This is a genomic window from Bacillus sp. Hm123, from assembly GCF_051842975.2.
Lineage (GTDB): Bacteria > Bacillota > Bacilli > Bacillales > Domibacillaceae > Bacillus_CE.
Genome location: NZ_CM200277.1, coordinates 3,361,184 through 3,384,159, shown reverse-complemented (window position 1 = coordinate 3,384,159; position 22,976 = coordinate 3,361,184). Strand labels below are relative to the sequence as shown.

General features: G+C 42.2%; 22 protein-coding genes. 20 read left to right on the top strand and 2 right to left on the bottom strand.

Translation table 11 applies throughout. From position 1 onward, the window contains the following. Nucleotides 1-41 precede the first annotated feature (41 nt). The 7 genes from ACSVDJ_RS17640 to pyrG all read left to right on the top strand — a co-directional run bounded on the left by ACSVDJ_RS17640 (nucleotide 42) and on the right by pyrG (nucleotide 10,220). Nucleotides 42-893 (top strand): 3-hydroxybutyryl-CoA dehydrogenase, encoded by an 852-nt coding sequence (locus ACSVDJ_RS17640; RefSeq protein WP_439167641.1) that lies wholly within the window; start codon nucleotides 42-44, stop codon nucleotides 891-893. 28 nt (nucleotides 894-921) lie between these two features. Then, the gene (locus tag ACSVDJ_RS17635) at nucleotides 922-2,058 is read left to right on the top strand and encodes an acyl-CoA dehydrogenase (RefSeq protein WP_439167640.1); all 1,137 of its coding nucleotides are present in this window, start codon (nucleotides 922-924) and stop codon (nucleotides 2,056-2,058) included. Between the two features lie 20 nt (nucleotides 2,059-2,078). Further along, entirely contained in the window at nucleotides 2,079-3,218 is a 1,140-nt protein-coding gene (locus ACSVDJ_RS17630) for an acyl-CoA dehydrogenase (RefSeq protein WP_439167638.1), read from the top strand. A gap of 198 nt (nucleotides 3,219-3,416) precedes the next feature. Beyond that, on the top strand, nucleotides 3,417-4,055 hold the full coding sequence (locus tag ACSVDJ_RS17625) for a TetR/AcrR family transcriptional regulator (RefSeq protein WP_094833601.1): 639 nt from the start codon (nucleotides 3,417-3,419) through the stop codon (nucleotides 4,053-4,055). A gap of 12 nt (nucleotides 4,056-4,067) precedes the next feature. Continuing rightward, the gene (gene icmF / locus ACSVDJ_RS17620) at nucleotides 4,068-7,337 is read left to right on the top strand and encodes a fused isobutyryl-CoA mutase/GTPase IcmF (RefSeq protein WP_439167636.1); all 3,270 of its coding nucleotides are present in this window, start codon (nucleotides 4,068-4,070) and stop codon (nucleotides 7,335-7,337) included. A 541-nt stretch (nucleotides 7,338-7,878) separates the two neighbouring features. Continuing rightward, nucleotides 7,879-8,421 carry a DNA-directed RNA polymerase subunit delta gene (gene rpoE / locus ACSVDJ_RS17615; RefSeq protein ID WP_439167634.1) on the top strand — a complete coding sequence of 181 codons (543 nt, stop codon included), beginning with the start codon at nucleotides 7,879-7,881 and terminating at the stop codon, nucleotides 8,419-8,421. A 200-nt stretch (nucleotides 8,422-8,621) separates the two neighbouring features. Then, nucleotides 8,622-10,220 (top strand): CTP synthase, encoded by a 1,599-nt coding sequence (gene pyrG, locus ACSVDJ_RS17610; RefSeq protein ID WP_439167632.1) that lies wholly within the window; start codon nucleotides 8,622-8,624, stop codon nucleotides 10,218-10,220. Between the two features lie 94 nt (nucleotides 10,221-10,314). On the opposite strand, the gene ACSVDJ_RS17605 is transcribed toward pyrG, so the two are convergent. Next, nucleotides 10,315-10,839, bottom strand: a complete 525-nt coding sequence (locus tag ACSVDJ_RS17605) for a DUF2529 family protein (RefSeq protein WP_439167937.1) — start codon at nucleotides 10,837-10,839, stop codon at nucleotides 10,315-10,317. 164 nt (nucleotides 10,840-11,003) lie between these two features. Between ACSVDJ_RS17605 and ACSVDJ_RS17600 the strand changes: the two genes are divergently transcribed. The 9 genes from ACSVDJ_RS17600 (at nucleotide 11,004) to ACSVDJ_RS17560 (ending at nucleotide 18,701) form a co-directional block, all read left to right on the top strand. Further along, a complete protein-coding gene (locus ACSVDJ_RS17600) occupies nucleotides 11,004-11,366 on the top strand; it encodes a response regulator (protein ID WP_094833606.1) in 363 nt (120 codons plus the stop codon). A 248-nt stretch (nucleotides 11,367-11,614) separates the two neighbouring features. Then, on the top strand, nucleotides 11,615-12,478 hold the full coding sequence (locus tag ACSVDJ_RS17595; RefSeq protein ID WP_439167631.1) for a class II fructose-bisphosphate aldolase: 864 nt from the start codon (nucleotides 11,615-11,617) through the stop codon (nucleotides 12,476-12,478). A gap of 100 nt (nucleotides 12,479-12,578) precedes the next feature. Further along, entirely contained in the window at nucleotides 12,579-13,226 is a 648-nt protein-coding gene (gene fsa, locus ACSVDJ_RS17590; protein WP_439167629.1) for a fructose-6-phosphate aldolase, read from the top strand. Nucleotides 13,227-13,350: 124 nt separating this feature from the next. Beyond that, entirely contained in the window at nucleotides 13,351-14,634 is a 1,284-nt protein-coding gene (gene murA, locus ACSVDJ_RS17585; RefSeq protein ID WP_439167628.1) for a UDP-N-acetylglucosamine 1-carboxyvinyltransferase, read from the top strand. Between the two features lie 100 nt (nucleotides 14,635-14,734). Beyond that, on the top strand, nucleotides 14,735-15,700 hold the full coding sequence (glpX, locus tag ACSVDJ_RS17580; RefSeq protein ID WP_439167627.1) for a class II fructose-bisphosphatase: 966 nt from the start codon (nucleotides 14,735-14,737) through the stop codon (nucleotides 15,698-15,700). 208 nt (nucleotides 15,701-15,908) lie between these two features. Further along, nucleotides 15,909-17,192: a transcription termination factor Rho gene (gene rho, locus ACSVDJ_RS17575; protein WP_439167625.1), complete on the top strand. Its 1,284-nt coding sequence runs from the start codon at nucleotides 15,909-15,911 to the stop codon at nucleotides 17,190-17,192. Between the two features lie 136 nt (nucleotides 17,193-17,328). After that, a complete protein-coding gene (rpmE, locus tag ACSVDJ_RS17570) occupies nucleotides 17,329-17,535 on the top strand; it encodes a 50S ribosomal protein L31 (RefSeq protein ID WP_439167623.1) in 207 nt (68 codons plus the stop codon). Nucleotides 17,536-17,619: 84 nt separating this feature from the next. Beyond that, a complete protein-coding gene (locus ACSVDJ_RS17565) occupies nucleotides 17,620-18,219 on the top strand; it encodes a thymidine kinase (protein ID WP_439167621.1) in 600 nt (199 codons plus the stop codon). 59 nt (nucleotides 18,220-18,278) lie between these two features. Further along, nucleotides 18,279-18,701: a hypothetical protein gene (locus ACSVDJ_RS17560; RefSeq protein WP_439167619.1), complete on the top strand. Its 423-nt coding sequence runs from the start codon at nucleotides 18,279-18,281 to the stop codon at nucleotides 18,699-18,701. 50 nt (nucleotides 18,702-18,751) lie between these two features. Here ACSVDJ_RS17560 and ACSVDJ_RS17555 read toward each other — a convergent pair whose 3' ends face one another. Beyond that, entirely contained in the window at nucleotides 18,752-18,988 is a 237-nt protein-coding gene (locus ACSVDJ_RS17555) for a hypothetical protein (protein ID WP_439167617.1), read from the bottom strand. A gap of 26 nt (nucleotides 18,989-19,014) precedes the next feature. Here ACSVDJ_RS17555 and prfA point away from each other — a divergent pair, with 26 nt between their 5' ends. From prfA to ACSVDJ_RS17535, 4 genes are all read left to right on the top strand, one after another. After that, complete coding sequence (gene prfA, locus ACSVDJ_RS17550; protein ID WP_439167616.1) at nucleotides 19,015-20,085, top strand: peptide chain release factor 1; 1,071 nt, start codon at nucleotides 19,015-19,017, stop codon at nucleotides 20,083-20,085. A 5-nt stretch (nucleotides 20,086-20,090) separates the two neighbouring features. After that, nucleotides 20,091-20,948 (top strand): peptide chain release factor N(5)-glutamine methyltransferase, encoded by an 858-nt coding sequence (gene prmC / locus ACSVDJ_RS17545; RefSeq protein ID WP_439167614.1) that lies wholly within the window; start codon nucleotides 20,091-20,093, stop codon nucleotides 20,946-20,948. Nucleotides 20,949-21,008: 60 nt separating this feature from the next. Continuing rightward, nucleotides 21,009-21,680, top strand: coding sequence for a stage II sporulation protein R (gene spoIIR / locus ACSVDJ_RS17540; protein ID WP_439167613.1), 672 nt, complete (start codon nucleotides 21,009-21,011; stop codon nucleotides 21,678-21,680). A 193-nt stretch (nucleotides 21,681-21,873) separates the two neighbouring features. After that, nucleotides 21,874-22,926: an L-threonylcarbamoyladenylate synthase gene (locus ACSVDJ_RS17535; RefSeq protein ID WP_439167610.1), complete on the top strand. Its 1,053-nt coding sequence runs from the start codon at nucleotides 21,874-21,876 to the stop codon at nucleotides 22,924-22,926. The last annotated feature ends 50 nt before the right edge of the window (nucleotides 22,927-22,976 follow it).

Genomic DNA, 22,976 nt, shown 5'->3' with positions numbered 1-22,976 from the left:
TTTTTATTGCGAACAATTGAGGAAAATGCGGAGGGAAAAGGATGAAGGTCAAAAAGTTAATGGTCATCGGTGCAGGTCAAATGGGTTCAGGAATTACACAAGTTTGTGCACAGGCAGGCTATGAAGTCATTTTAAATGATCTAAAAGAAGAATATTTAGAACGCGGCTTAGCGGTCATCAACAAAAACCTTTCTCGTCAAGTGGAAAAAGAGCGGATGACGGCAGGAGAAAAAGAAGAAGTGTTAAGTCGCATCGTGAAATCGACGGATTTACAAGACGCGCAAAGCGTCGATTTAGTTATTGAAGCAGCAGTTGAAAACATGGAGATTAAACGTAAAATTTTTGCTCAGCTAGATGAAATTACTCCAGACCATACGATTCTTGCTTCAAACACATCTTCTTTACCTATCACTGAAATTGCAGCGGCAACAGATCGTCCTGAAAAAGTAATCGGCATGCATTTTATGAATCCAGTGCCTGTGATGAAGCTAGTCGAAATTATTCGCGGTTTAGCGACAGCGGATGAAGTGTATAAAACGATTGAAAGCATGACACATACGCTAAGTAAAGTACCTGTGGAAGTGAATGATTTTCCAGGCTTCGTCTCTAATCGTATCCTCATGCCGATGATCAATGAAGCGATTTATACGTTATATGAAGGGGTAGCAACGAAAGAAGCGATTGATGAAGTGATGAAGCTCGGCATGAACCATCCGATGGGGCCATTAACTTTAGCTGATTTTATCGGTCTCGATACTTGTCTTTACATTATGGAAATCTTACATGACGGCTTTGGTGACGATAAATATCGACCATGTCCATTATTGAGAAAGTACGTAAAAGCAGGCTGGCTCGGTAAAAAGTCAGGTCGCGGATTTTACAGCTACGAATAACACTCATTAACAACAGGGGGAATCAATCATGGAATTGCGTTTTACAGAAGAGCAAGAAATGATGAGGAAAATGGTGAGAGATTTTGCGGAGTCTGAAATCGCTCCGTGGATTGAGCGTATGGAAGAGGGGGAATTCCCGCGCGAAATCCTTAAGAAGATGGCTGAATTAGGGTTAATGGGGATCACGATTCCAGAAGAGTATGGCGGCAGTGAAATGGATTTTACGTCATACATTATCGCTATTAACGAGCTGTCGAAAGTGAGTGCGACAGTAGGCGTTATTCTATCCGTTCATACGTCTGTCGGAACGAACCCTATTCTTTACTTCGGAACAGAAGAACAAAAGCAGAAATATGTGCCGAAATTAGCGGCGGGGGAATATTTGGGAGCATTTTGTTTAACGGAGCCGAGTGCTGGTTCAGATGCCGCAAGCTTAAAAACAAGAGCGGTCAAACAAGGGGATCAATATATTATTAATGGCTCGAAGGTGTTTATCACAAATGGGGGAGAAGCAGATACATATATTGTCTTTGCTTCTACTAATCCTGAATTGGGAAGCAAAGGGGTTTCAGCGTTTATCGTTGAAAAAGATACGCCAGGTCTTGTGATCGGCAAGGACGAACATAAAATGGGGCTTCACGGCTCACGTACAGTACAATTGACATTTGAAGATATGCAAGTGCCAGCAGCGAATCTTCTCGGTCAAGAAGGAGAAGGCTTTAAAATTGCGATGGCAAATCTTGATGTCGGTCGAATTGGGATTGCTGCTCAGTCGTTGGGGATCGCTGAAGCAGCTTTACAAGAAGCGACGAATTATTCAAAAGAACGCAAGCAGTTTGGAAAGCCAATTGCCGCACAGCAAGGACTTGCTTTTAAACTAGCAGATATGGCGACAAGCGTAGAAGCTGCGAAACTACTTGTGTATCGTGCCGCCAATTTACGCGCTCAAGGTCTTCCGTGTGGAAAAGAAGCTTCAATGGCGAAATTATTTGCTTCCAAAACAGCGGTTGACGTGTCGATTGAAGCTGTTCAAGTACACGGCGGTTACGGCTACACGAAAGAGTATGCCGTTGAACGTTATTTCAGAGATGCGAAAGTTACAGAAATTTATGAAGGTACTAGCGAAATTCAAAGACTTGTTATTAGTAAGCAGCTCATTAAATAGACAAAGGATGGGGACAGGAGATGAACTTCCAATTAACAGAAGAACATGAAATGATTCGCAAGATGGTACGAGACTTTGCTAAAAATGAAGTGGAACCAACAGCAGCCGAGCGCGATGAAGAAGAGCGCTTTGATATGGAGCTTTTCCATAAGATGGCGGAGCTTGGCTTAACGGGGATTCCGTGGCCAGAAGAGTACGGTGGTATTGGCAGTGATTATTTAGCTTATTGTATCGCAGTGGAAGAGTTATCGCGTGTCTGTGCTTCAGTAGGCGTAACGTTATCCGCTCATACGTCTTTAGCAGGATGGCCTGTTTATAAGTTCGGTACAGAAGAACAAAAGCAAAAATACTTAAAGCCGATGGCGCAAGGAGAAAAAATCGGTGCGTACGGGTTAACGGAGCCGGGTTCAGGGTCGGATGCAGGTGGAATGAAAACGACAGCTCGCTTAGATGGTGACGATTACATTTTAAATGGTTCGAAAATCTTCATCACTAACGGCGGTATTGCTGATACTTATATCGTGTTTGCTTTAACTGATCCTGAATCGAAACAACGCGGCACAACAGCATTTATCGTCGAAAAAGACTTCGCAGGCTTCTCCGTTGGAAAAAAAGAAAAGAAACTCGGCATTCGTTCATCACCGACAACGGAAATTATTTTTGAAGACTGCCGCGTGCCGAAAGAGAACATTTTAGGCGAGGTGGGCGATGGTTTTAAAGTGGCGATGATGACATTAGATGGCGGTCGTAACGGAATTGCGGCTCAAGCAGTCGGCATCGCACAAGGTGCGTTAGATGCTTCGATTGAATATGCGAAAGAGCGTAAACAATTTGGCAAACCAATCGTCGCAAACCAAGGGATCTCGTTCAAGATTGCTGATATGGCAACCGCTGTAGAAGCATCTCGTTTGTTGACATACCAAGCGGCTTGGTTAGAATCTCAAGGATTACCATACGGAAAAGAGTCGGCTATGTCTAAACTAATGGCTGGTGACACAGCAATGAAAGTCACAACAGAAGCCGTTCAAATCTTCGGTGGTTACGGCTATACAAAAGATTACCCAGTAGAGCGCTATATGCGTGACGCAAAAATTACTCAAATCTACGAAGGAACACAAGAAATCCAGCGCCTAGTTATTTCTAGAATGGTGACTAAATAAGAAAAGCGGAGCCGACTGTCCAGACACGACAAGCAAATGTTCTGACCTGGAATGATTAGAAAGTCGAAGAAACACTTTATAAAGTCAAAGAACCAAAAAATTTCATATTAAGACAAGAACAGAGGAGGGGTACTCAATCCTCTCGTCTGTTCTTCCTCCTTGTTTTCTGTATGTTCAAATAAAGGCGGTTGATAAAAAATGGATGCAAATAAACGAAAAGTACATGCATCTGTCAAAGATGAACAGTTGATACAAAAAAGGCGGTCCGAAATGATTAAAGGGGCGGTCCAACTTTTTAAGCAAAAAGGCTTTCATCGGACAACAACGAGAGAAATTGCGAAAGCATCGGGGTTCAGCATCGGTACTTTATATGAATATATCCGAACAAAAGAGGATGTTCTTTATCTTGTATGTGATAGCATTTATGACCAAGTAAAAGATCGGTTGCAAAGAATCGATTTAGAGGCAGGGACACTTGATAGCTTAAAGCTAGGTGTCGGTTATTATTTTAAAGTCATGGACGATATGCAGGATGAAGTACTTGTAATGTACCAGGAAGCCAAATCGCTTTCAAAGGATGCGCTACCGTATGTATTGCAAAAGGAAATGGACATGGTGAGCATGTTTGAAACGTTGATTCGTCGTTGTGTGGAGACAAAGGAATTGGAGATGGATGAGCGAACGATCCATATGCTCGCACAAAATATTTTTGTTCAAGGACAAATGTGGGGGTTCCGTCGCTGGACTTTAAGAAAGTCATTCACGATTGATGACTATATTCAGCTGCAGACGGATTTGCTTTTTTCCGGTATTAACGGGTACAAAACAAAAAGCTAAGGGGGAGATAATATGGGTCAAACAGTGGGAATTTATAAACCTAAGCATCATATTCGCTTTGTGACAGCTTCTAGCCTTTTTGATGGTCATGATGCATCCATTAATATTATGCGTCGTATTTTGCAATCGAGTGGAGCGGAAGTGGTTCATCTAGGTCATAATCGTTCTGTGGAAGAGATTGTAAACGCTGCCATTCAAGAGGATGTTCAGGGGATTGCGATTTCCTCTTATCAAGGGGGACATGTGGAGTATTTTAAATACATTTATGATTTGTTAAAGGAAAGAGGCTGCTCTCATATTCGCATTTATGGAGGCGGGGGTGGCGTTATCATTCCGAAAGAAATTAAAGAACTTCATGAGTATGGAGTTGCTCGGATTTTTTCTCCAGAAGATGGTCGTCAATATGGCTTGCAAGGCATGATTAATCGCATGCTTGAAGAATGTGATTATTCCACTGTAACAAGCTCTGTAAAAGAGGAGCTTGATCAGCTTTGTAATGGTGAGATTCCGGTTATTTCAAAATTAATTTCGCTTGCTGAAGATCAAATTGATGCGGATGCAGAGCAACAAACAGCTGCGCGAGAAATTTTTGAACGAATTGAATCGATGGGGGGACGTGCACCTGTCATCGGGATTACGGGAACAGGGGGAGCCGGAAAAAGCTCGCTTACCGATGAGTTGATTCGTCGCTTCTTAAATGAAATTCCAGAGAAAAAAGTAGCGGTTTTGTCGATTGATCCAACGAAGCAAAAGACGGGTGGGGCGTTACTCGGTGACCGTATTCGGATGAACGCTATTTTTAACCAACGTGTATTTATGCGTAGTTTAGCGACAAGAAATTCTCGTACAGAGTTATCACTGGCGATTAAAGATGCGATTAAAGTCGTGCAAGCGGCACAATATGATTTAATCATCGTTGAAACGAGTGGGATCGGTCAAGGGGATGCAGAGATTGCTGAGATTTCCGATGTGTCCATGTATGTAATGACGAGTGAATTTGGGGCGCCATCTCAGCTTGAGAAAATCGATATGATCGACTTTGCGGATTTAATTGTTATTAACAAATTTGAAAGAAAAGGGTCTGAAGATGCGAGACGCCAAGTGCAAAAGCAATATCAGCGTAGCCGTAATTTATTTGATCAGCCGCTCGATGAGATGCCTGTGTATGGAACGATTGCGAGCCAGTTTAATGACCAAGGGACGAATGCATTATTTGCGGCTTTAGTCGAAACGATCAATGAAAAAACGGGTACCGGTTGGGCCGCTTCTTTTAGCAAAAAAGCGAATGTAGAGAAACAAAACGTGATTATTCCAAATGATCGTCGTTATTACTTACGCGAAATTACAGAAACCGTACGTGGTTATCATAAACGATCGGAAGAACAAATGAATATTGCTCGTCGATTGTTCCAATTAGAGGGAGCGATGGAAGAGGTAAAGACGAAGGAAAAGAATGAAGAAGTTCTTCGTTCACTAGCAGCGTTAAAAGCAGCATTGGAAGATCAATTAACGGCTGAATCGAAAAATATTCTGCGTGGCTGGCAGGAATTACGTGAAAAATATGCAGGCGAAAAGTTTGTGACGAAGGTGCGCGATAAAGAGATCGTGACGGAATTGACGACGACTAGCTTATCAGGGCTTCCTATTCCGAAAGTGGTTTTGCCGAAATATGCGGATTACGGTGAGATTCTTCGCTGGGTGTACCGCGAAAATGTACCAGGTTCTTTTCCTTATACGGCGGGAGTATTCCCGTTTAAACGAAAAGGGGAAGATCCGAAGCGGCAGTTTGCTGGAGAAGGAACACCTGACAGAACGAATCGCCGTTTCCACTACTTATCAAAGGATGATACGGCGAAGCGTTTAAGCACTGCTTTTGACTCCGTGACGTTGTACGGAGAAGACCCGGATCATCGCCCAGATATTTTCGGGAAGATTGGGGAGAGTGGTGTCAACGTTTGTACACTAGATGATATGAAAAAGCTATATCAAGGCTTTGATCTTTGTCATCCATCGACATCTGTATCGATGACGATTAATGGACCGGCGCCGATTATTTTGGCGATGTTTATGAATACAGCGATTGATCAGCAAGTGAAGGTGAAGGAAGAAGAACTTGGCCGAGTGCTGACGGTAGAGGAATTCGCAGACGTTCGTTCACAGACGCTGCAAACGGTACGCGGAACGGTACAGGCAGATATTTTAAAAGAAGACCAAGGACAAAACACTTGTATTTTCTCGACAGAATTTGCTTTACGCTTAATGGGAGATATTCAACAATATTTCATCGATCAATCAGTGCGTAACTATTACTCGGTTTCGATTTCTGGCTATCATATCGCCGAAGCGGGAGCGAATCCGATTTCTCAGCTAGCTTTTACGCTCGCTAATGGTTTTACGTATGTAGAGTATTATTTAAGTCGAGGCATGAATATTGATGACTTTGCTCCTAACTTATCGTTCTTCTTCTCGAACGGGTTGGACCCAGAGTACACAGTGATTGGGCGGGTATCACGCCGTATTTGGGCGACGACGATGCGTGACAAATATGGTGCGAATGAACGCTCGCAAAAATTAAAGTATCACGTCCAAACGTCCGGTCGTTCCTTGCATGCGCAAGAAATTGACTTTAATGATATTCGTACGACTTTACAAGCATTAATGGCACTGCAAGACAACTGTAACTCGCTTCATACGAATGCGTACGATGAAGCGATCACAACACCGACAGAAGAGTCGGTTCGTCGGGCGATGGCGATTCAATTAATTATTACGAATGAGCATGGCTTGTCTAAAAATGAAAATCCGCTACAAGGTTCATTTATTGTGGAAGAGCTGACAGATTTAGTCGAAGAAGCTGTGCTGCAAGAGTTTGAGCGCATTAACGATCGTGGCGGTGTGCTCGGTGCGATGGAAACACAATATCAACGCGGAAAAATTCAGGAAGAATCGATGCATTACGAAATGCTCAAGCATACAGGTGAACTGCCGATTATTGGTGTAAACACCTACTTAAATCCGAATCCTCCGTCTGAAGAGGACATTGATAATATGGAAATTGCTCGAGCCACAATGGAAGAAAAAGAGCTGCAAATTACGAATTTACGTTACTTCCAACAAAAGCATCAAGATGAAACGGAAGTGGCCTTGAAGCAGCTGAAAGAAACAGCGATTAGCGGTGGCAATATATTTGCGGAGCTAATGAACTGTGTGCGAGTGGCTAGTCTAGGTCAAATTACGAAAGCTCTTTATGAGGTGGGCGGCCAGTATAGAAGAAATATGTAAATCGGGCTGAGCGTCAAAGGAATGTAGGTTGTTCCTTTGGCGCTCAGTTTTTTTACTTATGGTTTTTGATTGTTTTGGGTATAAATGATAACAGATGAAACCTTTGCAATTTCTTAACACTATTTTTGTTTTATAAATGCTATCTGTAAGTATACAATGAGAATAAGGACAATGACGGGATGTGAAAAGGTGAAACAATTATTAGGTTATATCATCATAGGTATCAGTACGTTTGGATTTATATGGTTATATAATAAACAACTAGGTGCTATTCCTTTTATTTTCCTCTCCTTATTCTTATTCTATAAAGCTTATATAGAATTAAAGAGCCCCAAAAAACATCACTAAATGAAAGTATCAAGTAAATGGAGAAAAAAAGTATGAATCTTGACATAAACTTATAGCATATTGAAAGTGGTTATGTTTATAATGAAAAATATGGCCTTTTTTGCTCTGAAAATTGTTCGAAAGCAATGAAAAGGGTGCGGGTAAAGCTCCACCACTTTCGCAGGGTGTGTAAATAGAGAAGGGAAGTGCGGATGTGAATTTAAAGCAATTGTCAAAAGAAGAACGAAAAGAAATGTCCTTTATTGAAGTGGCATTTAGTATTCTTGAAGAAAGTAAACAACCGATTACATTTCAAGAGATTTTAGATCAAATTCAACAGTATTTAGAGCTGAGTGATGAAGAGTTAAGACAGCGTATGGTCCAGTTTTATACAGATTTAAATTTCGATGGTCGCTTCATTACATTGGGCGAGAACCGCTGGGGACTGCGTGCATGGTATCCAATTGACCAGTTGGAAGAAGAAGTAACTACAGCGGTCAAAACGAAAAAGAAAAAGACGAAAAAGGCTGTCAAAGAAGAGGACCTTGAAGAAGACGAAGAGATTGAAGATCTGGATGAGGCCGATGAAGATTTCGATTTTGAAGAAGAGGACATTGACGATCTAGATGAAGAAGACGAAGTCGAAGAAATTGCTGATTTAGATGAAGACGATGAAGATGAAGAAGACTTTGATGATGAGTTAGTTACTGAAGATGAATATGATCTCGATGATGATGACGAAGACGAGCAAAAATAAAGATTTTTAATCTTTTCTTGACTTATCCTAGTCCAAATTGTAGTATTTTATTTGGGCTCTTTAAGAGATATGTTTTATGATTATAACGCTCCCTTTACTTTTTAAGTAAGCGGGGCGTTTTTGCGTTTTTAGCCCTGAGAAAAATTGGTTTATTCAATACTTTTATTATAGGGAACAATAGATTGAAGGGGGCTTTTCAGTTGACTAAATATATTTTTGTAACAGGTGGGGTTGTGTCCTCCTTAGGTAAAGGAATTACAGCTGCATCTCTTGGCCGTTTGTTAAAAAATCGAGGATTAAAGGTAACGATTCAAAAGTTTGACCCGTACATTAACGTAGACCCGGGAACGATGAGTCCTTATCAACACGGGGAAGTATTCGTTACTGATGATGGTGCGGAAACAGATTTAGACTTAGGTCACTACGAGCGTTTTATCGACATTAATTTGTCTAAATATAGCAACGTGACAACAGGAAAAATCTATTCGACCGTACTTCGTAAAGAGCGTCGCGGTGAGTACTTAGGTGGAACAGTTCAAGTTATTCCACATATTACGAATGAAATTAAAGAACGCGTGATGCGTGCTGGTAAAGAAACGAACGCAGATGTGGTCATCACTGAAATCGGCGGAACAGTAGGGGATATCGAATCACTTCCTTTCCTTGAAGCGATCCGTCAAATTAAGAGCGACCTTGGTTCAGATAACGTCATGTATATCCATTGTACGTTAATTCCTTACTTAAAAGCGGCTGGCGAAATGAAGACAAAGCCAACTCAGCACAGTGTAAAAGAGCTTCGTAGCCTTGGTATTCAGCCAAACATTATCGTCGTTCGTACAGAAATGCCTGTTTCTCAAGATATGAAAGACAAGCTAGCTCTATTCTGTGACATTGCACCAGAAGCGGTTATTGAAGCGATGGATGCTGATACTTTATATGCCGTTCCATTATCGTTACAAGATCAAAAGATGGATGATTTAGTGTGCAATCATTTAAAACTTCAATGCCACGATGCAGAAATGACAGAGTGGACAGCGCTTGTTGATAAAGTGCGCAACTTGTCACGTAAAACAAGAATTGCTCTCGTTGGTAAATATGTTGAGCTTCAAGATGCGTACATTTCTGTTGTTGAATCATTAAAGCATGCAGGTTACACATTCGATGCCGATATTGAAATTGACTGGGTCAACGCAGCTGAAATAACAGCGGAAAACGTAGCGGATCACTTAAAAGAAGCAGACGGTATTTTAGTTCCTGGTGGATTTGGTGACCGTGGAATTGAAGGAAAACTAGCGGCAATTCAATATGCTCGTGAAAACCAAGTGCCATTCTTCGGTATTTGCTTAGGTATGCAGTTAGCTTCAATTGAGTTTGCACGAAATGTGTTAAACTTTGAAGGGGCGCATTCTTCAGAAATCGACCCGGCAACTAAGTACCCAATTATTGATCTTTTACCAGAACAAAAAGACGTAGAAGATCTTGGCGGTACATTGCGTCTAGGCTTATATCCATGTAAACTTCAAAAAGGCACAAAAGCGTTCGATGCTTACAATGAGACAGTAGTGTATGAGCGTCACCGTCATCGTTACGAGTTCAATAATGAATTCCGTGAAGAGATGGAGAAAAAAGGATTCATCTTCTCTGGCACAAGTCCAGATGGCCGTCTAGTGGAAATCATTGAGTTGAAAGACCATCCTTGGTTTGTGGCTGCTCAATTCCACCCAGAATTCATTTCTCGACCAACTCGTCCACAACCATTGTTCCGTGACTTCATTGAAGCATCCTTACAAGGAAAATAATGGTGATATAGAAGTCGTTAAAACGCAGCTCTGCGTTTTAACGGCTTTTTTTGCGTGAGTTTAGCTGTCCTCAAGATGAAAAAAGCTACCGTCATTAAACGGCAGCTTCATCATTGTCTAGTAAAATTTCATCCATCGTTAGTTTTAATAAAAAGAAAATATAAAGAGCGGCGATGCTAGACGGAAAGGCGGTGCGTTCACCTTGTTCATTTGGCAGTAAGCCTTTCAACAACTTCGTGTTGATAAAGATATCTGCTAAACTTTCCAATGATTCATTTTCTGTCGATCTAGCACCAGCAATAGCGATAAACGGGACGTTTTTCTTCTGCAATTCCTTAGCGACCATCAAAGCCTCTTCGTCATCGGCAAAGCGACTAACGAGGAGAAGGCGATCGGTCTCTGTCACTTCATTAATCGACGAAAGTGGTGTAGCGTGGATGAGGGGCTCGGCACCATATATCGCTTCCGCTTCTACGGCCTTCATTTCATTGAATCCTTTTATAAAAATAGCTCCGTCGCCGATTGCTGCTTGTGCAAGTAAACGAGCACCGTCTTCGATTTGTTCAGCCTCTTTATCAGCAATCCGTTGGAGTAGTCCATTTAATTGAGTAGAGAACATTTTCAACAAAACAATTCCTCCTTTTCGCTAACTATTATACAGTGGTTTCATTTTGAGGGCAAAACAGGTGTATATTGTAAATTAATTAGTGGAACAAGCAGGAATTTTGATGGTAGGAAAAGAAATACAGAATAAGAAATGCGTACATAGTAGGAGGAATAAATGTGAGTGAGAAAATATTAATTGTTGATGATCAATTTGGAATTCGCATTTTATTAAATGAGGTATTGCAAAAAGAAGGATATGAAACTTTTCAAGCGGCAAATGGGGTTCAAGCATTGGAGATCGCGGATGAGCATAAACCGGACTTAGTTCTATTAGATATGAAGATTCCCGGAATGGATGGAATCGAGATTTTAAAGCGGATGAAACAAAAAAATAGCGATATCCGGGTCATCATTATGACTGCTTACGGAGAGCTCGACATGATTCAAGAGGCGAAAAATCTCGGAGCCCTCACTCATTTTGCTAAACCATTTGATATTGATGATATTCGCCAAACGGTGAAGGAGTACATCGCTTACTGAGTTTTGCTTGTCGCCGATAAACGGCGTCTTCCGCTTTTGTTTCGGCTAGCTCCAGACGCCATCGGCTCGAGGTCAAAAGCCAATCCGTCCAAAAGGTTAAAGAGCAACCTTTCAGCCGGCTCGTCTTTTGCTTGTCGCCGATAAACGGCGCCTTCCGCTTTTGTTTTCCAAGTTATTTTGGTATGATACAGAGTGAGAAATGAATAGGTCAGAGTGCTGACAACAGATGATCAAGGAGGAAAATATTTATGCCTTTAGTTTCCATGACGGACATGCTTAACAAAGCAAAGGAAGAAAAGTACGCTGTAGGACAATTTAACTTAAACAACCTTGAGTTCACGCAAGCGATTTTACAAGCAGCAGAAGAAGAAAAATCACCTGTAATTCTTGGGGTTTCTGAAGGCGCTGCCCGTTACATGGGTGGGTTTAAATTGGTCGTTGCTATGGTGGAAGCCTTAATGGAAGAGTACAATGTAACTGTGCCAGTGGCTATTCATTTAGACCATGGCTCAAGCTTTGAAATGTGTGCGAAAGCAATTCAGGCAGGATTTACTTCTGTTATGATCGATGGATCTCATCATCCGTTAGAGGAAAATATTGAATTAACGAAAAAAGTAGTTGAGCTTGCGCATATTCATGGCGTATCTGTAGAGGCTGAGCTTGGACGCATTGGCGGTCAAGAAGATGACCTTATTGTTGATGATGCCGAAGCGATGTATGCGATTCCTTCTGAGTGTGATCAATTAGTTCGTGAAACGGGTGTAGACTGCTTTGCACCTGCATTAGGCTCTGTCCATGGACCTTACAAAGGTGAACCGAACCTTGGTTTTGAGCGCATGGAAGAAGTCATGAATTTAACAGGAGTACCGTTAGTTCTTCATGGTGGAACAGGTATTCCAACAAAAGATATCCAAAGAGCCATCTCTTTAGGAACAGCGAAAATTAATGTGAATACAGAAAACCAAATTACTTCTGCGAAAACCGTTCGCGAAGTGTTAGCTGAAAAGCCAGATCTATATGATCCGCGCAAATACTTAGGACCTGCACGCGAAACGATTAAAGAAACAGTTAAAGGCAAAATGCGTGAATTTGGTTCTTCAGGTAGAGCGTAAAAAATACATCAAAAGTACGATTGAAACCGCCTTATTTAGTAAGGCGGTTTCCGTGCATATTTTTTAACAATTCATATTTACTATAAAGGAGAGTTGATTTATGAAATTATTTATCGATACAGCTAATATGGAAGAGATTAGAGAAGCCCACTCATGGGGGATTTTGTCCGGAGTGACAACGAACCCTTCTTTAGTTGCAAAGGAAGATGTTCCGTTCCATGATCGCCTTCGTGAAATTACGGACTTAGTTAGCGATTCTGTCAGCGCTGAAGTTATTGCTCTTGATGCAGAGGGAATGGTCGAAGAAGGTCGTGAACTAGCGAAAATCGCTCCGAATATTACTGTAAAAGTACCGATGACACCAGAAGGATTGAAAGCTGTAGCGATTTTTGCTAAAGAAGGCATTAAAACGAATGTGACGTTAATTTTCAGTGCGAATCAAGCCTTATTAGCTGCTCGTGCAGGTGCTACATACGTATCGCCGTTTTTAGGTCGTCTTGATGATATTGGTACGGATGGTTTAGCTTTGATTGAAGAGATTGCAAGTATCTTCGCGATTCATGGAATTGAAACGGAAATTATTGCTGCATCCATTCGTCATCCGCAGCATGTCACTCAAGCGGCTCTTCGTGGAGCACATATTTCTACGACTCCATTTAAAGTGCTACAACAAATGTTCAAACATCCATTAACAGATAAAGGGATCGATGCTTTCCTTGCTGATTGGGAACAACGCAAAGCAAAATAATCAATATTTATTACATGATTTACCTACAATGGGATAAACTATTAACTATTAAATTTGCTGTTCAAACATCTAGGTACTATTCCTTTTCGATGCTTAGTCAGTGCGTGAAAGAAGGGAGTCAAACATGGAAAAGCTGAAAATTGTAGGAGGCCGTCCATTAAAAGGAACGATTAAGGTTGACGGAGCGAAGAATAGTGCGGTTGCTCTTGTCCCTGCCACCATTTTGGCGGAGTCTCCAGTCACAATTGAAGGGCTGCCGGATATATCGGATATTCATATGCTAAAAGGGCTACTAGAGGAAATTGGTGGTGAAGTCACCTTTAAGGATGGCGAAATGCAGGTCGATCCTACGAATATGATTGCGATGCCGCTTCCGAATGGTCGTGTCAAAAAGCTAAGAGCTTCTTATTATTTGATGGGAGCTATGCTCGGGAAGTTTAAGAAAGCGGTCATTGGCCTTCCAGGAGGCTGTCATTTAGGTCCTCGCCCGATCGATCAGCATATTAAAGGGTTTGAAGCGCTTGGAGCGGAAGTTACAAACGAGCAAGGGGCCATTTACTTGCGAGCGAAAGAGCTCCGCGGTGCGAGAATTTATTTAGATGTAGTCAGTGTAGGGGCTACGATTAATATTATGCTGGCTGCTGTCAAAGCTAAAGGACAAACGGTCATTGAAAATGCGGCAAAAGAGCCAGAGATTATTGATGTAGCTACATTGCTAAACAATATGGGTGCAAAGATTAAAGGAGCAGGCACAGATATTATTCGGATTGACGGAGTTGAACACTTAAATGGGTGCCGTCATACGATTATCCCCGATCGTATTGAAGCCGGTACTTTTATGATTCTTGCTGCTGCTGTCGGCGGTGGGCTTGTCATAGACAATGTCATTCCCCTCCATTTAGAATCTTTAACAGCCAAGCTACGAGAAATGAACATCCCGATTGAAATGGCCGACGATAAAATTTTTGTTGGAAAAGCGGATCGATTAAAAGCAGTGGACATTAAAACACTCGTTTATCCCGGTTTTCCAACAGATCTCCAACAACCTTTTACCTCTCTATTAACTAAAGCGGAAGGATCGGCTGTAGTTACGGATACGATCTATTCTGCTCGATTTAAACATGTAGATGAACTGCGCCGGATGAATGCCAATATGAAAGTGGAAGGGCGTTCAGCGGTTGTTAATGGTCCTGTACAACTCCACGGCGCGAAGGTGAAGGCAAGTGATTTACGCGCGGGGGCCGCTCTCGTTATTGCAGGGTTGATGGCAGAAGGGATTACAGAAATTACAGGATTAGAACATATTGATCGAGGGTATAGTAGGCTCGTTGAAAAGCTTAGTGATATCGGAGCGGAGCTTTGGCGCGAAAAATTATCCGAAGAAGAGCTAGAACAAATAAAAAGCTAAACAATTGTTTCCCGCAATTTCCTATGTATGTGTTACAATATATATGTTAATGTGATATACGGATTAAAAATTGCAGTTGTAATACAGGAGGAAAACCAAAATGGAAAGAAGTTTATCAATGGAGCTTGTCCGTGTAACGGAGGCCGCAGCTTTAGCTTCCGCTCGCTGGATGGGACGAGGAAAGAAAAATGAGGCGGATGACGCGGCGACTTCTGCGATGCGTGACGTGTTCGATACGATCCCGATGAAAGGAACAGTGGTCATCGGTGAAGGTGAGATGGACGAGGCTCCAATGCTATACATTGGAGAAAAGCTTGGTACTGGCTACGGTCCGAGAGTGGATATAGCTGTAGATCCCCTGGAAGGAACAAATATTGTGGCATCAGGTGGTTGGAATGCTTTAGCTGTACTAGCTGTAGCTGATCATGGCAACCTTTTGCATGCGCCGGATATGTATATGGACAAGATCGCCGTTGGACCTGAAGCGGTTGGTCAAATTGATATTAATGCATCAGTATTAGATAATTTAAAAGCTGTTGCTAAAGCGAAAAATAAAGACATTCAAGATGTTGTAGCTACTGTATTAAATCGTCCGCGTCATGAAGAAATTATTGCTCAATTGCGCGAAGCAGGTGCTCGTATTAAATTGATTAATGATGGTGATGTAGCAGGAGCGATTAACACGGCATTTGATCAAACAGGTGTAGATATTTTATTCGGTTCTGGTGGTGCTCCAGAAGGCGTTATTGCCGCTGTTGCTTTAAAATGTCTTGGAGGAGAAATCCAAGGACGTTTACTTCCACAAGATGAAGCGGAAATTAAGCGTTGCGAAGGCATGGGTCTTGATGTGAATAGAGTACTTCGCATGGAAGACCTCGTTCGCGGTGATGATGCGATCTTTGCTGCAACAGGCGTAACGGATGGAGAGTTAATGCGAGGAGTTCAATTCAAAGGCTCTTACGGTGAGACTCATTCTATTGTGATGAGAGCAAAATCTGGTACGGTTCGTTTTGTTGACGGCCGTCACAGCTTGAGTAAGAAACCAAATTTAGTCATTAAGCCTTAATAGCAAAAGAACAGTAGGAACGGGTGAACTTGCCCGTTTCTGCTGTTTCATTTTTGTAATCCACGACCATTACTACAACAATTTTTCCTTCCTTTACGACTTATTTAATGATTGATTCAATCATCCCTAACAGTTAAAATAGGTATGTTTTGATAAGAATGGCTCTCTATGATCATAGGGGAGAATTAAACTAAAGTGTGGTGCCAAAATGGAAGAGTTAACAATATCGTATTTAGAAAATTTAAAGCTGAAAGAGCTTTATGAACTTGCGCGTACATATAAAATTTCCTATTATAGTAAATTGACGAAAAAAGAATTAATTTTCGCGATTTTAAAAGCGCGCGCAGAAGAGCAAGGCTATTTCTTCATGGAAGGCGTTTTAGAAATTATTCAATCAGAAGGTTTTGGCTTCTTGCGCCCAATCAATTATTCACCTAGCTCCGAAGATATTTACATCTCTGCTTCGCAAATTCGCCGCTTCGATTTAAGAAACGGTGACAAAGTATCTGGAAAGGTACGACCTCCTAAAGAAAATGAACGCTATTATGGTCTCCTTCATGTAGAGGCAGTTAATGGTGATGACCCGGAAACAGCAAAAGAGCGTGTTCACTTCCCAGCGTTGACTCCTTTGTTTCCAGATCGTCAAATCTTACTCGAAACGAACCCTAAAAATCTTTCTACTCGTATTATGGATTTAATTTCGCCTGTTGGCTTTGGACAACGTGGACTCATCGTCGCTCCGCCGAAAGCTGGAAAAACGATGTTGTTAAAAGAAATTGCTAATTCGATTACAACGAATCATCCGGAGACAGAGCTGATCGTGCTTTTAATTGATGAGCGCCCGGAAGAAGTGACGGATATTGAGCGTTCCGTACAAGCAGAAGTCGTTAGTTCCACATTTGACGAAGTGCCTGAAAACCATATTAAAGTCGCTGAACTTGTGCTAGAACGTGCGATGCGTCTAGTTGAGCATAAGCGTGACGTCATTATTTTAATGGATAGTATTACAAGACTTGCTAGAGCGTATAATCTTGTTATTCCGCCAAGTGGACGAACATTGTCTGGAGGGATTGACCCTGCTGCTTTCCATCGTCCAAAACGCTTTTTCGGTGCGGCCCGCAATATTGAAGAAGGCGGCAGTTTAACGATTTTAGCTACAGCTCTTGTCGATACAGGTTCTCGTATGGATGATGTCATTTATGAAGAATTTAAAGGAACAGGGAATATGGAGCTTCATCTCGATCGTTCGCTTGCTGAACGCCGGGTCTTCCCGTCAATTGACATTAAACGTTCAGGTACTCGTAAAGAAGAATTGCTCATTGAAAAAGGACAGCTTGAAATGATTTGGTCGATTCGTAAAACGATGTCGGATTCACCAGACCTTGTTGAGAAATTCCTTCGTCGATTACGACAAACGAAAGTAAATGCTGATTTCATCGAGCAATTAATTGCTGAAATTAAAACAAATGGACCATCGAAACGAATTTTATAATTCCTAATTGATTTTTATTTATAGGCTTGTTATAATGTTGATGTGTGTTTAGTAATTAAGTTCGGTGTTTTTTAGCCGTACTTCGTATATACTTACTCTGTTTCGAAATGATTCAGGGCGGAAGGAGATGACAAGAATGAAAGCAGGAATTCACCCGAATTACAAAAAAGCAATGGTAAAGTGTGCGTGCGGAAACGAGTTTGAAACTGGTTCTGTAAACGAGGAAATCAAAGTTGAGGTTTGCTCTGCGTGCCATCCATTCTACACTGGTCGTCAAAAATTCGCTGATGCAGGCGGACGTGTTGACCGTTTCAACAAAAAATACGGCATCAAAAACCAATGAAAATAACAAAACGGGCAAGGAGTTAACAATTAACTGCTTGCCTTTTTTTGTTTTTTAAAGTGATGAAAGTGAGGGTTTTCTTTCATGTATGTAATGAAACAAACTGGATGGTTAGAAGTGGTTTGTGGCAGTATGTTCTCGGGGAAATCAGAGGAGTTGATTCGCCGTGTTCGCCGCGCTCAATTTGCTAAACAAACGATCATGGTGTTTAAACCGGCGATCGATAATCGTTATAGTGAAGAATCTGTTGTTTCTCACAATGGTTCTTCCGTTGTTGCGAAACCGATTCAAAGCAGTGCAGACATCTTGGCAGAAGTGATGTCTGATGTAGATATAGTGGCGATCGATGAAGCGCAGTTTTTTGATGATGATATTACAAATGTAGCGCAAACATTGGCGAATCGAGGACATCGAGTGATCTTGGCTGGATTGGATCAAGATTTTCGTGGTGAACCCTTCGGTCCGATGCCCGCTTTAATGGCCGCGGCTGAGCTTGTGACGAAACTACAAGCCGTTTGTGCTGTTTGTGGATCACCAGCTAGCCGTACGCAACGTTTAATCAATGGACAACCAGCTAAGTATGATGACCCGATCATTTTAGTTGGTGCATCGGAAAGCTATGAACCGCGTTGCCGCCATCACCATGAAGTACCTAAAGCAGTTCATCAGTTAGAGAAAAAATAGTTCGAAGTCGGATAAACCTCCTTTAAACAGGTCAACCTACATGTAAAGGAGGTTTTTTTATGCGTTTTTTTCTAATGGCGATCTTGTTAGCCTTTGCCTTAGGAGCGTGTGGAGACAAAGAAGCTTCTAATGAAAGTTGGAATGAAAATCAGCAAGGAAAAGAGTTTGCTCCTGATAATATAACGAAAACACGTGCAGATGAAGCGAAGCAAAATGACCCAGTCAACACTAATCAAAATCCGAACTTTCTAGATTTATCACCACAGCAACCCACTCGTGGAACAGATACTGATCATGCTAGAGACGTCATCGAGCGTTTCACTCCATACGAACCAGGTTCTGTATGGATTAACGGTGGAAAAATGCGAGTCACTGTTCACGAAAAACAAGGTCATAACTACACAGAAGCCGAAGCGAAAGCCGCTTATGAAAGTCTAGTCGCTGCCTTGCCAAGATACGAAATCGAAATGCGAATAAAATAGATCGTTGCCTTTTTCAGCTTGGCTGGAAAAGGTTTTTTATCTCGATCGGATCATTCCAGTCCATACGTCGCTGAACAGCGCCTTCCGCTTTTCGGTGTTGTCCAGCTCCAGGCGCTAGCGACTAGTGGACTTCCACGCTCCTCCTTGCGATAAGTCAACATCGATTCACTAGCGTTCATCGTGTTTCCTTTATCTCGATCGGATCGCTCCAGTCCATACGTCGCTGAGCAGCGCCTTTCGCTTTTCGGTGTTGTTCTGTTTTTTTTGGTATTATATAATAGTAACATTATGGACGAATAGTTGAGGTGACGTTATGTTTGATCGGTTGCAGGCGGTTGAGGACCGTTATGAGAAGTTAAATGAGCTTTTGAGTGATCCGGAGATTGTGAATGATCCGAAGAAGCTAAGGGATTATTCGAAGGAACAATCGGATATTCAGGAAACGGTTGAAGTGTATCGTGAGTATAAGGAAGCGAAATCACAGCATCAAGATGCGAAGGTGATGCTTGAGGAGAAGCTGGACGCTGAGATGCGCGAGATGGTGAAAGAGGAGCTGCATGAGTTAGAGAGGAATCTCGAAACATATGAAGAGCAATTGAAAATTTTGCTTATCCCGAAAGATCCGAATGATGATAAAAACGTGATTATGGAGATTCGTGGCGCAGCTGGAGGAGACGAAGCGGCGTTGTTTGCTGGGAATCTTTATCGGATGTACAGCCGTTATGCAGAAGTACAAGGCTGGAAAACAGAAGTAATTGAAGCGAGCCCGACTGGATTGGGCGGTTATAAAGAAATTATCTTTATGATTAATGGAAAGGGCGCTTTTTCGAAAATGAAGTTTGAAAATGGCGCTCATCGTGTGCAACGTGTACCGGAAACAGAATCAGGTGGACGTATTCATACATCGACAGCGACGGTTGCTTGTTTACCGGAAGCGGAGGATGTGGAAATCGACATTCATGAAAAAGATATTCGTGTCGATACGTTTGCTTCAAGTGGACCAGGGGGACAAAGTGTTAATACAACGATGTCTGCGGTTCGTTTAACGCATCTTCCGACGGGGACAGTTGTGTCTTGTCAGGATGAGAAATCACAAATCAAAAACAAAGAGAAGGCGATGAAAGTTCTGCGCGCCCGTGTGTACGATAAGTTTCAACAGGAAGCGCAAGCAGAATATGATGCGCAGCGTAAATCTGCGGTTGGTTCTGGTGATCGTTCCGAACGTATTCGCACGTATAATTTCCCGCAAAATCGTGTGACGGATCATCGAATCGGCTTAACGATTCAAAAGCTAGATCAAATTTTAGAAGGTAAGTTAGACGAAGTGCTCAATGCGTTAATTATGGAAGAGCAATCGTCGAAGCTTGAAAGTTTAGAGGGATAGATCCCTTGACAAAAAAAGTATACGAAGCCCTCAATTGGGCTTCTTCTTTTTTAGCGGAGCATGAGCGGGATGCGAACGCGGGTGAAATTCTTCTGCAGCATGTGTTAAAGATGAGTCGGTCAGAGCTTTTGGCAAACTTACATTTACCATTAACAGAGCAGCAGCAGGAGCAATGGATAGAAAAAGTACAGAAGCATGCACAAGGAATCCCTATTCAGCACATGATAGGCACAGAGGAGTTTTACGGCAGAAGCTTTCGGGTGAACTCTGATGTGTTAATTCCTCGACCGGAAACAGAAGAACTTGTGTGGCATGCGTTGAATGGGATCAAACAATATTTCCCGAAAAACGAACCGTTAACGATGGCTGATATCGGGACAGGTAGTGGCATTATTGCTATTACGATGAAGTTAGAACAGCCGGATCTCACTGTTTATGCAGTTGATTTATCGGAAAAAGCATTAGAAACAGCGAAAGCAAATGGTGAATCATTGCAAGCCGATGTGAAATGGTTGCACGGTGACTTATTGCAGCCGCTCATTGAAGCGGGCATCCAAGTAGATATGTTATTATCTAATCCGCCGTATATTCCGCTGTCGGATAAAAAAGAGTTATCCACAGTCGTTGTGGATCATGAGCCTCACCTCGCTTTGTTTGGCGGAGAAGACGGACTTGATTTGTATCGGCGTTTTTGTGAGCAGCTACCTAAAGTGTTAAAAGAAAAAGCGATCGTTGGCTTTGAAGTGGGAGTTGGACAAGGTGAAGCGGTGCAACAGCTATTGCAGCAAGCCTTCCCACACGCATCGGTTCGAATCGAGTACGACATTAACGGCAAAGATCGGATGGTATTTTTGCAAATGTGATAGATACATTGTTTAAGTTTTTCCTGACCTGGACAGAATGATGGATGGGAGGGGAAAACGATGAACAAATTATTAGCAGGACTTTATTTATTCACATTATCCATTGCCACGATTGTTAGTTTATATATACCCGAACAAGCCGCTCAAGCGGATGAAACGATCATCATTCCAAAGGAAGCGATTCGGCTTAGAATTTTAGCGAATAGCGATGAGGCGAAAGATCAGCAATTAAAAAGAAAGATTAGAGACGATGTAAATAAAGAGATTACGAAATGGGTAGCAGATCTAGAATCGCTACCGAAAGCACGTCAGTTGTTGAAAGAAAAGCTACCTGAAATCCAACAGATTGCGTTAAAACGAGCGCAAAAAGAAGGGGCAACGGAAGCAATCAAAGTGGAATTTGGCCAAGCGAAGTTTCCGACGAAGTTATATGGCAATTTTCTATACCCGGCAGGAGAATACGAAGCCATTATTATTACGATTGGGGAAGGGCAGGGAGCAAACTGGTGGTGTGTGCTCTATCCGCCACTTTGCTTTGTGGACTTTTCTAGTGGAATGGCCGTTAGTCCTGGGGTAGAAGAACCGATAGAGCTAGAAGAAGAGGTCGAATCTTCTGTAACGGAAGACGTTGAAGAGGAAACAGAGCAAGTCGAGCCAGTGTATGCCGAGGGTGAAGAAGAAACACCGGAAATAAAATTTATGCTTGTCGAACTATTTAAAGGCGGCGAGTAGTGTAGAAAGAATTATTCACATGTGGATAGCGAGGTATATAAATTTATTATTTTCAGAAAACTATCCACATTTGTCCACAGACTTATCAACATTTCATGAAGAATTATACACAGTTTGTGGGTAACTTCGGTATATTTGTGAATAGAATACGAGAAATATAGCGGAAAATGGAGAAATGAAAAAGGTGAGCGGAATGAAAACAACTTATTGGTTTGTGGATAAAAATGTGGATTGTGTGAATAGTTATCCACAAGTGAAAGAAGCAGCCGAGTTATTAACAAACAATGAAGTCGTGGCTTTTCCAACAGAAACGGTCTATGGTCTAGGAGCTAATGCCTGTTCGAATGAAGCTACCGCGAAAATTTTTGCAGCAAAGGGCAGACCGAGTGATAATCCACTTATTGTCCACATCGCTGATTCGCAGCAATTAAAGCGGTTAGTTGAGGAAATACCAAGGCAAGCGGAAAAGCTGATGGCGGCTTTTTGGCCGGGACCGTTGACGATCATTTTTAAGAAAAAGCAAGGTGTGTTTGCTGATAACGTAACGGCTGGATTAGATACCGTAGCGATTCGGATGCCGGATCATCCGCTAGCTTTGCAGTTGATTCGTGAATCGCAATTACCATTGGCTGCTCCGAGTGCTAATCGCTCCGGCAAACCAAGTCCGACGTCAGCCAAGCATGTGTTAGATGATCTCGATGGTCAAGTGGCCGGAATTCTTGATGGTGGTGAAACAGGTGTAGGTGTCGAGTCCACAGTTGTTGATTGTACAACGGATATTCCAGTCATTTTACGGCCGGGCGGAATTACAAAGGAAGAACTTGAAGTGGTCGTTGGGGAAGTGGCGCTTGATCCGGCTTTAAAAAATGCGAACGAGCAGCCGAAGTCTCCGGGAATGAAATATAAGCATTACGCTCCGAATGCGCCGATGATTTTAGTTGATGGTAGCCGTGAATGGATCCAGCAACAGATTGACGAGGAGCGGGCGAAAGGCAAAACGGTCGGGCTGTTAACAACGGAGGAAGTGGTATCCTTATACGAGGCCGATGTGATTTTGCCCTGTGGAAATCGTGCGGATTTAACGACTGTCGCTCATTCTCTTTACGATGTTCTTCGCGCATTTAATGAAGTTGACGTCGATATCATTTTTTCAGAGGCTTTTCCATATGAAGGAGTAGGACTAGCCGTTATGAATCGATTAGAAAAAGCCGCTTCTCATCAGTGGCGTAAACAAAAAGAAAATTGACCTATCAAGGGCTGACACGTAACATCATATGGTGTTTCGGTGTCAGCCCT